Origin of the sequence: Flavobacterium sp. RHBU_3 (assembly GCF_046613565.1) — a bacterium.
GTDB lineage: Bacteria > Bacteroidota > Bacteroidia > Flavobacteriales > Flavobacteriaceae > Flavobacterium.
In genome coordinates, this window is record NZ_JBKJHC010000001.1 from 296,578 (window position 1) to 308,643 (window position 12,066).

12 protein-coding genes are annotated in these 12,066 nt (G+C 38.8%); all 12 read left to right on the plus strand.

The genetic code is table 11. The annotated features are described in order from the left end of the window. Window positions 1-14 precede the first annotated feature (14 nt). Window positions 15-1,307, plus strand: a complete 1,293-nt coding sequence (locus ACLI1A_RS01360) for an O-antigen polymerase (RefSeq protein WP_411405291.1) — start codon at window positions 15-17, stop codon at window positions 1,305-1,307. A 73-nt stretch (window positions 1,308-1,380) separates the two neighbouring features. Further along, entirely contained in the window at window positions 1,381-2,460 is a 1,080-nt protein-coding gene (locus ACLI1A_RS01365; RefSeq protein WP_411405293.1) for a glycosyltransferase family 4 protein, read from the plus strand. Window positions 2,461-2,464: 4 nt separating this feature from the next. Continuing rightward, window positions 2,465-3,016, plus strand: coding sequence for a WcaF family extracellular polysaccharide biosynthesis acetyltransferase (locus tag ACLI1A_RS01370; RefSeq protein ID WP_411405295.1), 552 nt, complete (start codon window positions 2,465-2,467; stop codon window positions 3,014-3,016). A 146-nt stretch (window positions 3,017-3,162) separates the two neighbouring features. Continuing rightward, window positions 3,163-4,110: a UDP-glucuronic acid decarboxylase family protein gene (locus tag ACLI1A_RS01375; RefSeq protein ID WP_411405297.1), complete on the plus strand. Its 948-nt coding sequence runs from the start codon at window positions 3,163-3,165 to the stop codon at window positions 4,108-4,110. 147 nt (window positions 4,111-4,257) lie between these two features. Beyond that, the gene (locus ACLI1A_RS01380; protein ID WP_411405298.1) at window positions 4,258-4,722 is read left to right on the plus strand and encodes a VanZ family protein; all 465 of its coding nucleotides are present in this window, start codon (window positions 4,258-4,260) and stop codon (window positions 4,720-4,722) included. After that, window positions 4,723-5,955 (plus strand): WcaI family glycosyltransferase, encoded by a 1,233-nt coding sequence (locus tag ACLI1A_RS01385; RefSeq protein ID WP_411405299.1) that lies wholly within the window; start codon window positions 4,723-4,725, stop codon window positions 5,953-5,955. It abuts the gene before it with no gap. 168 nt (window positions 5,956-6,123) lie between these two features. After that, a complete protein-coding gene (locus ACLI1A_RS01390) occupies window positions 6,124-7,509 on the plus strand; it encodes an undecaprenyl-phosphate glucose phosphotransferase (protein WP_411405301.1) in 1,386 nt (461 codons plus the stop codon). A gap of 24 nt (window positions 7,510-7,533) precedes the next feature. After that, window positions 7,534-8,112, plus strand: coding sequence for a sugar transferase (locus tag ACLI1A_RS01395; RefSeq protein WP_411405303.1), 579 nt, complete (start codon window positions 7,534-7,536; stop codon window positions 8,110-8,112). Between the two features lie 9 nt (window positions 8,113-8,121). After that, a complete protein-coding gene (locus tag ACLI1A_RS01400) occupies window positions 8,122-9,267 on the plus strand; it encodes a DegT/DnrJ/EryC1/StrS family aminotransferase (RefSeq protein ID WP_411405305.1) in 1,146 nt (381 codons plus the stop codon). A 43-nt stretch (window positions 9,268-9,310) separates the two neighbouring features. After that, window positions 9,311-9,997, plus strand: coding sequence for a (d)CMP kinase (cmk, locus tag ACLI1A_RS01405; RefSeq protein ID WP_411405307.1), 687 nt, complete (start codon window positions 9,311-9,313; stop codon window positions 9,995-9,997). A gap of 33 nt (window positions 9,998-10,030) precedes the next feature. Next, window positions 10,031-11,167: a polysaccharide biosynthesis protein gene (locus ACLI1A_RS01410; protein WP_411405309.1), complete on the plus strand. Its 1,137-nt coding sequence runs from the start codon at window positions 10,031-10,033 to the stop codon at window positions 11,165-11,167. A gap of 113 nt (window positions 11,168-11,280) precedes the next feature. Continuing rightward, window positions 11,281-12,063 (plus strand): polysaccharide biosynthesis/export family protein, encoded by a 783-nt coding sequence (locus ACLI1A_RS01415; protein WP_411405311.1) that lies wholly within the window; start codon window positions 11,281-11,283, stop codon window positions 12,061-12,063. Window positions 12,064-12,066: the final 3 nt, after the last annotated feature.

The following is a 12,066-nucleotide window of genomic DNA, read 5'->3' on the forward strand; positions in this document are numbered from 1 at the left end:
TTTTCTTTAACATCATGGGCTATAAGTATATGGTGAATACCGATGTAAATGTGTATTTAGTGTTTACTGTTTATGAATTAATATGTCTTTATTTTATATTATATTACTGGAAAAGAGATATAAAAAAGAATTTTATTTATTTCTATTTTTTTTTGCAATGGTTTATATACAATGGATTTGGTCTTGTACGTATTTCTTATCTGGAGACCTTTCGTTCAGAAGAAATCTATTTAAGCTATATGGCAATCATTGGAGCAACATTTTTGTTTTTTATAGGTATTCGATTCTCTAATTTTGTTAAGGTTTCTAGATTTGAATTTTTGGAAAGGCAAAGTATTAGCAAATCCGTTTACTACACCATTGCAGGTATTTATGCCTTGTATAATTTATATGTCTTTAGTTTGTCGGGGGGGTTTATAAACTATCTTTTTTCAGATTATCAGGATAAAGCCCCTGAAGGAATGAAAACTACAGTTTTTATACTTTCTGGTATATTTGGTTATTTTAAATACTTAAATATTACATATTTTTTTGAACGTGATAAAAATTCACCTCCAAAAATAGTTGTTTACGGGTTTTTTTTGTTTACATTGGTAAATGTGTTTTCTTCAGGAGCCTCTTTAGGGGTTCTTAGTATCTTATTGGTTATTTATCTTTATAAATATTGTCTTACGAATCAGGATAAAATACAACAGATAGCGAATTTAAAGAAATACCTGTATTTAATTCTTGGAGGAGGTGTTTTACTTGGACTTCTTATACGATTTAATAGGACAGATCTTTCATCTTTTTCTTTTGCTGTACTTGATAATGCTCAAGAAGAGGTGCTTGCTTCACCGACCTTTGATAGTGCGGGTAACTTTATAATGGTTTGTAATAGGTTAGAGCCTTTATACGAACCAAACCAAGTAATATATCCTTTTGTGAATTTCTTACCTAGGGTATTGTTTCCTTGGAAACCCATGGAGCTAGGTCGTATCATATCCTATCAGTTTTACGGTTTTCTTGATGATGAGATTGGAGGATTTGCACCTACACCTATGGGAGAATTTTATTATGATTTTGGTGTACCAGGTATTGTTTTAGGGGTAATTGGTATGGGTTTCGTGTTGGGTATTGTTCAAAAAAAGCTGAATGCTACAAAAGATAATAAATGGAAGTGGATGTTTTTAGTAACTCTGCTGTCTCTTTTAGGAACTATTCCTGCTTGGTATACCGGATTTGGTGTAAGGGTAGTTTATTTACTACTATTTATTGTAATTATAGGGGTAATAAATAAAGTTTATAAGTTTTTAAAAATAGCGTAGTAGAGGTATTATGCCTAACACCGGTTTAGGCTGTATCAATAATGGCATTTAAACAGATACAAATTAATATACAATGGGTAAAGTACTTTTTGTTGCTCAGTTTCCTCCTCCTATACACGGACTGTCTAAGGCAGTGGAAACCTTGTATGTTTCCCCGCTTAATAAGAAATTCTCTTTTAGCGCGATAAACATTACAAACAACAAACTCTTTTTTTCAAACCTGCTGAAATTATTGTTTTCAGGTAGTGATTTGTATTATTTTACCATTTCCCAGACTAAAGGCGGAAACCTTCGCGACTTAATTTTCTTTGCCATCCTCAGGCTTAAAAGAGGTAAGACCCTGATACACCTGCATGGGGGGTATTATCGTACATTGATAGAAAATGACTGTGGCAATTTTCAGCGCAAGCTGAATTACAAGGCAATGAAAAAAATTAGCGGTGCTATAATATTAGGAAAATCCCTGGAGTATATTTTTGATGGGCTGGTAACACCTGACAAGGTTTTTGAAGTACCAAACTGTGTAGATGACCAGTACCTTATACCACAGGGTAAATTTAATGATAAGTTACAGGCAATAAAAGCGGGTGACAAGATTAAGGTTTTGTATCTGAGTAATTTTATTGAGACCAAAGGATACAAAGAGGTGCTGTACCTTGCCAAAATGGCTAAAGAAGCCGCGGCAGGATTCGAGTTTCACTTTGCCGGGAAGTTTTTTGAAAGTAAGGATGAAGAGTTTTTTACATCGTATGTAAAAGAGCATAACCTTCATGGCTATGTACATTACCATGGAATAGTAAGTGGACAGGCAAAAACCGACTTGCTCGAAAGCTGCCACGCTTTTACGTTGCTTACGCGCTATCCTAACGAGGGGCAGCCTATTTCCATACTGGAAGCCATGGGTAACGGTATGGCGGTAATTACTACTAATCATGCCGGTATACCCGATATTGTACAAAACGGTACTAACGGGCTAGTAGTGGATAAAAATGCGATAGATATTAATGTACTCTATAAGTATATAACCGAAATAGACGGTAACAGAGATACGTTGGTTAAAATCCTTGAAAACAATTACAGCAGCGTACTTAGTAATTATACTGAAAAGCAATACATAGGCAATATGGAAGCCATATTTGCCAAACTTAGTTAATACCATGAAAAAAGTAGCATTAGATAAATTTAAAGGAGACGAATTTGATAAAGGGGCAGGCTTTATAAAGCAGATGCTGTGGTACTTTGTTAATGCATTCTTGGTGCGGGCTTCATGGAATCCTTTTATTGGGATAAAAATAGTTCTGCTGAGGCTTTTTGGTGCCAAAATAGGTAAGGGGCTCGTTATAAAAAATAACGTAGTGGTAAAATTTCCTTGGAAACTGGAAGTGGGCGACCATTGCTGGATTGGTGAAAATGTATGGATAGATAATCTGGACAGGGTAAAGATAGGTAATAGCGTGTGTATATCACAGGGGGCTATGCTGCTTACCGGTAACCATGACTATACATTGTATGATATGCCATATCGTAATGCCCCTATAGTGCTTGAGGATGGTGTGTGGATAGGTGCCCAAACTGTGGTGTGCCCGGGTGTAAGTGCTTATGAAAATGCTATATTGGCTGTAGGCTCGGTTGCTACAAAAAACCTGGAGGCAAACAGCATTTACCAGGGTAATCCGGCTGTGAAGGTACGCCAAAGAGTTGTTAAATAATATCGGGTAAAATAAACAGATATTATTTGCCTTGCTTTATGATGTGTTGGTTTTGATTAAAGCAGAATAATTTGTTTTTTTACCAATAAAAGAAGTTGTAGTACATAATAATGTAAAGGCTTCTTAATTATTGAATTATAAAAAAAATGAAGAAAAAAATTTTAGTTACCGGTGGTGCAGGCTTTATAGGGTCACATCTATGTACACGCCTGCTTAATGAAGGAAACGAGGTTATATGCCTAGATAATTATTTTACAGGTAATAAAAAGAATATAGTAGGACTTATAGATAATCCGTACTTTGAGTTGGTTAGGCATGATGTTATAGAACCCTTTTACGCAGAAGTAGACCAAATTTATAACCTTGCATGTCCGGCAAGCCCGGTACATTATCAGTACAATCCCATAAAAACGATTAAAACATCTGTAATGGGAGCCATAAACATGCTGGGACTGGCAAAAAGGGTAAAGGCTACAATACTACAGGCTAGTACCAGTGAGGTATATGGAGATCCTGTAGAGCATCCGCAGCGCGAATCCTACTGGGGTAATGTAAATCCTATTGGGCTTCGTTCGTGCTACGATGAGGGTAAAAGATGTGCAGAAACCTTGTTTATGGATTATCATCACCAAAATAAGGTAGATGTAAAAATTATAAGGATATTTAATACCTATGGCCCCAACATGAATCCGGATGACGGACGTGTGGTTTCAAATTTTATAGTACAGGCCCTAAGGGGAGAAGATATAACAATATTTGGAGACGGAATGCAAACCCGTTCATTTCAGTATGTAGACGATCTTGTAGAGGGGATGGTGCGCCTGATGAATAGTGAAAAAGGTTTTACAGGGCCGGTAAATGTGGGTAACCCAAATGAATTTACAATGCTGGAGCTGGCTCAGAATATAATAGAGCTTACCGGGTCTTCATCTAAGCTTACTTTTAAAACATTGCCGCAAGACGATCCTAAACAAAGGCAGCCCGATATATCACTTGCAAAAGAGAAGCTTGGGTGGCAGCCAAATATTCAGCTAAGGGAAGGTTTGGCTAAAACAATACAATATTTTGAAGAAGCGCTTAAGAATAACAATTAAGTGATTACAAGGAGGGATTAGTATAAGACCGAACGGTAAATAACCAGTGCATCTCTGATTACTTATTCTTCAGTGTTACTGTGATGATTAGGAAAGGCAATATGGGGGTGGAAGATAAATCATGGGGAGCTTTTTTTCTGAAACAATATGAAAAAAGGGATTTATATAAAGGCTTTGGTGTTTAGTGGAGTGGCTTATGCCTATTTTATTGCTATAATCTATCTTACCATAATTTCCGCTAATAGGTATGATGGTACGGGAGATGGGCATGATGCCGGGCATGTAAATATGGTGCTGTTTTCTGCTAAAAGATATTATTTAGATAATTTTTTCGAGCTTGCTCCTGGCCAGATCATGTTTATCAGCAAGGAAATAATTGGCAATTTGCTTTTGTTTTTCCCTTTTGCGTTGTGTTTGTACGTTGCTTCAGGCCGTAAATTTTCTAAGAAAAAGGAAATGCTTATACTGACGGCTGTGGTTTTTTGTATAGAAAGCATACAGTATATTTTTAGTATAGGGGTTTTTGATATAGACGATTTTGTTTTAAATACACTGGGAGGATTAGTAGGTGTTTACATATTTGAGACCCTTTATAAAAAAAAGATTTTATAGATGAGAATTCTTATTTTTGGTATCAATTACAGCCCTGAGCTTACCGGTATAGGGAAATATACCGGCGAAATGGGTAGCTGGCTGGCAAAACAAGGGCATGATGTGCATGTTGTTACCGCTATGCCATACTATCCTGAATGGGAAGTACACGCAAGCCATAAGGGCAAAATGTGGTTTACAGAAGATATAGACGGGGCCAAAGTGCACCGTGTGCCGCTGTATGTGCCAAAAGAGGTAAGTTCGGCTAAAAGGATTATTCACGAGTTTTCTTTTGTTATGGGGGTTTTGCCATACTGGTTTAAATTCCTTTTCTCTAAAAAGTTCGACGTTATATTTTGTGCAGCACCACCTTTTCACTTAGGTATGCTGCCGGTTATGCTTTCTAAGCTAAAAGGTACACCTATGGTTAGCCACGTGCAAGACCTACAGGTAGATGCCGCAAAAGAACTGGGTATGATAAAGAATAAAACCTTCCTGAACATTATGTTTGGTATGGAGCGTTTTATCCTTAAAAATAGCACAAAAGTATCTACCATAAGCCTGGGGATGGAACAAAAAATTGCTGCCAAAGGAATACCTGCACACCAGCAAATAATGTTTCCTAACTGGGTAGACGAAAGTGCTATAAAACCATTGCCAAAAGAACAATCGCTGCGTGCAGAGTTTGGTATTGGTATGGATGATAAGGTAGTGCTTTATAGTGGTAACCTTGGCGAGAAGCAGGGCTTAGAAAGTATTATAGAAGCCGCTAAGCTATACAAGCACCGCACTGATGTGTACTTTATAATCGTAGGTTCGGGTGGGGCTAAAGAAAAACTACAGCAAATGGCTGCTGAAGCCCAATTAAGCAACGTGCAGTTTTACCCATTGCAGCCTTATGAAAAGCTTTCGGCGTTGCTGGCTACTGCCGATGTACATTTGGTACTACAAAAAAAATCGGCTGCAGACCTGGTTATGCCTAGCAAGCTTACAGGTATCCTTTCGGCCGGAGGCTGTTCTATAGTTACGGCTGAGCCGGGTACTTCACTTTACACAGTTATGCATCAGTACAACATGGGACTGCTTTGTGAGCCTGAAGACAACATTGCGCTGTCTGAAACCATAGGTAAGGCAATCAATTCAGATCTTACCGAATACCGTGTAAATGCGCGTAAGTATGCTGAAGAATTTTTAAGTAAAGAGAACATTTTGAAGAAGTTTGAGCTTGATCTTGAAGCAATGAGCAAGAGATAAAGTTGTAAATTTAATCATAATAAAACCTGTTATATTTAACAGAAAATTCTAACCTTTGTAAAAGTATTAGACAAATTTTCATAACTCAATGAAAAACACAAGTATGTTTATGGTATTGTGTGTTATCATTTACCGTTAAGAAGTTTATATAATCAACCCGACGCTAAAATGAAACAGTACCTCAATAAAATTTCGCTGGTCAGGCTTATTGCAGACCTATCTGTTGTAGCATTTACCTTTATACTTAGCATGTACGTTGTGCAGCCACAAGAGTTTTCCCTACATCTCAGGGCAAAGTTTTTCCTGCTGATGATTATGCTTTTTGTATGGTTTTTTAGTGGTAATTCTAATAACCTTTTTCATGATCATCGTGTAAAACCGGGATTCTCGTTAGAAATTTATAAAACCTTTAAAGGGGTTGTTATACTGGGGCTTACTATTATTGTAGTTTCGTATTTTTCTCATGCCTTTTTACCTACAAGCTTTGTGTTTGTATACACAGGTATGCTTATGGTGTGCTTTGCCACCGAAAAATACGTTATAAACCGTTTTGTGCTTTTCTTAAGAAAGCAAGGCTACAACCTTAGGCATGTAATAATATTAGGGCAGGGTAGTTCGGCAAGCCAGTTTAAGGAGCTTGTTACTAATAACCCACACCTTGGATATGATATTGTAGGTTATTTTGATGATATTCATTCAGATGAGGATCTGGGGCGCTATCTTGGTAATAAAAATGATATTGCTACTTTTCTTGATAATAATCAGGTAAATGAGGTTATTATTGCAACTCCCGGAATTACAATAGAAGAAATTGAAGAAATAACCAGTGTGGTAGATAAGGCAGGTATCCGTATCAGGATAATACCTGATTTCCACTTCCAGTTCTATAACAGGTACGAGTTTAAACAGTTTGGTAACATACCTACTGTTTCATTGCGCAAAGAGCCGCTTGAGGAAACCCATAACAAGTTTATTAAGCGTACTTTCGATATTTTCTTTAGCCTGTGTGTGCTTGTTTTTGTGTGCAGCTGGTTGTTCCTTATCCTGGCTATAATTATAAAAGCCGGCTCTAAAGGCCCGGTACTGTTTAAGCAAAAAAGGCTGGGCAGGGACCGTAAGGAGTTTTGGTGCCTTAAGTTCAGGAGTATGTATGTAAATAAGGAGTCAGACAACAAAATGGCAACCAAAGGCGATTCGCGTATAACACCTATAGGACGTATACTGCGTAAAACCAGCCTTGATGAGTTTCCTCAGTTCTGGAACGTACTTATGGGTCATATGTCTATAGTAGGGCCACGCCCACACATGACCATTCAAAATGCACAATACCAGGAAGTGATAAACAACTACCTGGTGCGCCAGCTTATTAAGCCGGGCATTACCGGGTGGGCGCAGGTAAATGGTTACCGCGGCGAAATAGAAAACGACCTGGATATAAAAAACAGGGTTTCTTATGATATATGGTATCTGGAAAACTGGAGTTTTTTCCTGGATATTAAAATAATTTACCTTACCGTTTGGAATATATTTAAAGGAGAAGAAAAGGCTTATTAAAGCCTTTTTTTATAAAGTGTGCCTATGGTAAAAAGAGTATTTGATATTGTCCTTGCAGCTGCGGGGCTAATGCTGTGCAGTGGTATCATAGTGCTTTTTTTCATCCTTATTACTTCGATTACCGGCGAAAATGGTATATTTATACAAATGCGTGTAGGAAGGTACGGAAAGCTTTTTAGGATATACAAGCTTCGGTCGATGAAAGACACGCAAAATGGTAAAGAAGTTACCACTGTAGGCAAGTTTATGCGCAGATATAAGATTGATGAACTGCCACAACTGTACAATATACTAATAGGCGATATGAGCTTTGTGGGGCCGCGCCCCGATTTACCCGGTTATTATGATAAATTACAGGGCGATGACCGTGAGTTACTACTCCTACGCCCGGGACTTACGGGTCCTGCCAGTATAAAATATGCTAATGAGGAGGCAATTTTGGCTGTAGCCGAAAATCCTCAGTACCTTAATGATTATGTAATATTTCCTGATAAGGTACGTATAAACCGTAACTATCAGAAACATCAAAGCCTTTGGCTGGATGTTAAACTTATAGTGTATACTGTTTTGGGTAAAATGCCCGGAGAAGAATACCTGCAATAACCCTATTATATGCCGGCACAGGATAAAAAGATTTGGCTTTCTCCTCCGCACATGGGCGGCGAAGAGCTGTATTTTATACAACAGGCATTTCAGGAAAACTGGATAGCCCCCCTGGGGCCAAACGTATCGGGATTTGAGCAGGATATAGAACAATATTTAGGCGAAGACAAATACGTGGCGGCCTTATCATCGGGTACAGCAGCTATGCACTTAGCCTTAGTGTTGCTGGGAATTGGTGTGGGAGATGAAGTGCTGTGCCAGAGCCTTACGTTTGCAGCATCAGTAAACCCCGTACTGTATGTAGGAGCCACCCCGGTATTTATAGATAGCGAACCTAATAGCGGCAATATGTGTCCGCATTTGCTTGAAGAAGCCATAGAGCACAGGCTAAAGCATGGCAAAAAGCCTAAGGCAATCATTGCTGTTCATTTATACGGCATGCCTTATATGCATGACGAAATTAATGCGGTAGCCGAAAAGTATGAAATTCCTGTAATAGAGGATAGTGCCGAAGCCCTTGGCAGTAGCTACAAAGGCCAGCCCTGCGGTACGCTGGGTAATATGTCTGTCCTGTCTTTTAACGGCAATAAAATAATTACCACTTCGGGTGGTGGGGCGCTGGTAACACGCACTAGAGCCTTAAAAGATAAGTCGGTTTTTTTAGCCACACAGGCTAAAGATGAAGCGCCTCATTATGAGCACAGTACCCTGGGGTACAATTACAGGATGAGTAATGTTTGTGCCGGTATAGGCCGCGGGCAAATGAAGGTGCTTGCTGATAGGGTTTTAGTAAAGCGTGAAATATTTGATAAGTACGCTCTTTTTTTTGAAACAATAGCAGGTGTTTCGCCTTTTAAGACTTACGACGCTACGGCATACAGTAATCACTGGCTTAGCGTGATTCTTATAAATGAAGAAGAAACAGCAGGAAAAACGCCTGCCATGCTCATGAAGGCTTTTGATGAAGTAAATATAGAAAGCCGTCCGTTATGGAAACCCATGCATTTGCAGCCGTTGTATAAAGATTGTCTTTATTTTGGTTTAGGCGTAAGCGACAGGCTTTTTAAAACGGGACTTTGCCTGCCGTCTGGAACAGGTATGGTAGAGGAAGATTACAACCGTATTTTTGGGGTGCTTACAAGTTTTTTTAAATAGTTTACGTAGTTTTGTTAAAATACAATAATCGACATTTATTATTTTGGACAGGAAAATAACCATAGCTATAGACGGTTTTTCATCGACCGGTAAAAGTACCATTGCAAAACAGTTAGCTAAAAAGCTAAACTATGTATATGTAGATACCGGTGCCATGTACCGTGCTGTGACCTTGTGTGCTATACAGCAAGGATATATATCGCCAACTCATTTTGATGAAGCGGGACTTATAAGCCACTTGCCCAATGTAACCCTTAAGTTTGTTTACAATACAGAGATAGCACATAGCGAAGTTTATCTTAATGGGGTAAATGTGGAGGGTGAAATACGTTCTATGGAGGTGTCTAACCTGGTGAGTAAAGTGGCGGCACTACCTCAGGTGCGCGAAAAGCTTGTAGAACAACAGCGTTCTATGGGGCTGGAAAAAGGTATTGTAATGGACGGACGCGATATAGGTACTGTGGTTTTTCCGGATGCAGAATTAAAGCTTTTTATGAATGCCGGTGCGGCTGCAAGAGCCGAACGCCGTACTGCCGAGCTTATAGAGCAGGGTAGGGAGGTAACCTATGAAGAAGTACTACAGAATATAGAGGAGCGCGATTACCAGGACACACACCGTAAAGACAGTCCGCTACAAAAGGCAGTAGATGCTATAGAGGTAGATAATACAACACTTACGCTTGAAGAGCTTTTTGATAAAATAATGGCTCTGGTAAATAGTGTAAAATAAAAAATGCCTGTTTAAAGTTTCCCCAAGAAAGATATGAGGCACAAAGATTACCAGCTTGAAGAATTGTTAGAGCGTAAGCCCATTGTGCTTGATAAAACCTCTATATTTTCTCAGTTAAGCCGTAAAACAATACTTATTACCGGTGCTGCGGGTTCTATAGGCAGCGAGATAGCCCGGCAGGTTATTAATTTTAGTCCGCAGGCTATTATACTTGCAGATCAGGCAGAGACGCCGTTGTATCTTCTTATGCTGGAACTTCAGGCGCTGGCACCTCAGGCGGTTTTTTATCCTGAACTGGTTAGTGTTACAGATACTATAGCCATGGAAGGACTGTTTGTAAAGTATGCGCCCGACGTGGTTTATCATGCTGCGGCTTATAAGCATGTACAGATGATGGAGGAAGCCCCCAGGCAGGCAGTGTTAGTAAATATTATAGGCACACAGATAGTAGCCGAGCTTTCAGCCCGTTATGGCGTGGGTACATTTGTAATGATAAGTACAGATAAGGCTGTAAATCCGGCTAATGTTATGGGAGCCAGTAAGCTTATAGCCGAAAAATATGTTACTGCGCTTCATGCTAAATTACAACAGCAGCCCGAACCCGCAGAGATAAAATACATTATTACCCGTTTTGGTAACGTATTAGGCAGTAACGGTTCTGTGGTGCCGGTTATTAAAAAACAGATAGAAGACGGAGGACCGGTTACGGTAACCCACCCCGATATAACCCGTTTTTTTATGACGGTAAAAGAGGCTTGCCTTTTAGTGCTGGAAGCCGGTGCTATGGGTAAGGGAGGAGAGATTTACGTTTTTGATATGGGTAAGCAGGTAAAGATAACAGATCTTGTCATAAAGATGATACAAATGGCAGGCCTGCGACATGAAGAAGATATACAAATACGCTATGTAGGTTTGCGTCCCGGTGAGAAATTGTATGAAGAACTTATTTCTGATAATAGCCGGGTATTGCCTACGCATAACAAAAATATAATGATAAGTTCTGATACTGCCATGGATATAAATGTGCTTATGGGCAACTTAGAAAAGCTAAAAGAATTATGTGTTTTTAATGATAACTTTAAGATAGTGAGTAAGATGAAACAGATAGTTCCGGAGTTTGTAAGTGTAAATTCGGTATACGAAAGCCTGGATGATACAGATGTTACATAAGCTTTATTTTTTTAGGAGGGATAATCCCAAATTAGATATAAAAAATTATATTTGCCCATAAGAGTTGGCTGAAAATAACGAACCATAAAAAAAATAACCTAATCATAAAAAACATGGTAAAAAAACTGGGCTTACTGGTGTTGACTGCTGTTTTGCTTACATCATGTGTTTCAACTAAGAGAATTCATTATTTTCGGGGTCTGAACAAGGAAGATGGCTCTCAGGTTGGTAACGCTAATTTTGAGACTAAGATTAAACCAGATGATAATTTGTTAATTATTGTCTCTGCTTCAGATCCGGCAGCTGCCGAGCCTTTTAATCTTCCCCTTGCAGCAATTATGAATTCTGCTTCTGCATCTATGGATATTGCTAATGTTCAGGATAAATTCCAGACATACCTTGTCAATCGTAATGGAGAAATAGACTTTCCGGTGCTGGGTAAGCTAAAGCTGGGTGGGCTTACAAAAGATGAAGCACTTACAAAACTAAATACAGAGCTAACCAAATATATCAGCAAACCCATTGTTAACATGCGTATACTTAACTACAAGGTTTCCGTTTTGGGAGAAGTTGTAAGGCCGGGCGCGTTTAATATTTCAAGTGAGAGGATAAGCCTTCCCGAAGCATTAGCTATGGCTGGTGATCTTACTATTTATGGAGACAGGAAAGAGATATTGTTAATCAGGGATGTGAGCGGAGAAAAGGTTCATTATACCATTGATCTTACAAGTGCTGATTTAATCAATTCACCTTGTTTTTATCTGCAACAAAACGATATGCTTTATATTAAGCCAAATAAAGTTAGGGTAAACTCTGCAGGTGTAGGTCCTAATACCACGGTGATTATTTCTTCTATATCGTTATTACTAACCACTATAGCTCTACTAACCCGATAAATT

Coding starts and splice junctions, on each gene's coding strand:
- ACLI1A_RS01360 (WP_411405291.1), top strand. CDS start 15: ATGGGCTATAAGTATATGGTGAATACCGATGTAAATGTGTATTTAGTG.
- ACLI1A_RS01380 (WP_411405298.1), top strand. CDS start 4,258: ATGAAAAAAGGGATTTATATAAAGGCTTTGGTGTTTAGTGGAGTGGCT.
- ACLI1A_RS01370 (WP_411405295.1), top strand. CDS start 2,465: ATGAAAAAAGTAGCATTAGATAAATTTAAAGGAGACGAATTTGATAAA.
- ACLI1A_RS01395 (WP_411405303.1), top strand. CDS start 7,534: ATGGTAAAAAGAGTATTTGATATTGTCCTTGCAGCTGCGGGGCTAATG.
- ACLI1A_RS01400 (WP_411405305.1), top strand. CDS start 8,122: ATGCCGGCACAGGATAAAAAGATTTGGCTTTCTCCTCCGCACATGGGC.
- ACLI1A_RS01385 (WP_411405299.1), top strand. CDS start 4,723: ATGAGAATTCTTATTTTTGGTATCAATTACAGCCCTGAGCTTACCGGT.
- ACLI1A_RS01410 (WP_411405309.1), top strand. CDS start 10,031: ATGAGGCACAAAGATTACCAGCTTGAAGAATTGTTAGAGCGTAAGCCC.
- ACLI1A_RS01390 (WP_411405301.1), top strand. CDS start 6,124: ATGAAACAGTACCTCAATAAAATTTCGCTGGTCAGGCTTATTGCAGAC.
- ACLI1A_RS01365 (WP_411405293.1), top strand. CDS start 1,381: ATGGGTAAAGTACTTTTTGTTGCTCAGTTTCCTCCTCCTATACACGGA.
- ACLI1A_RS01415 (WP_411405311.1), top strand. CDS start 11,281: ATGGTAAAAAAACTGGGCTTACTGGTGTTGACTGCTGTTTTGCTTACA.
- ACLI1A_RS01375 (WP_411405297.1), top strand. CDS start 3,163: ATGAAGAAAAAAATTTTAGTTACCGGTGGTGCAGGCTTTATAGGGTCA.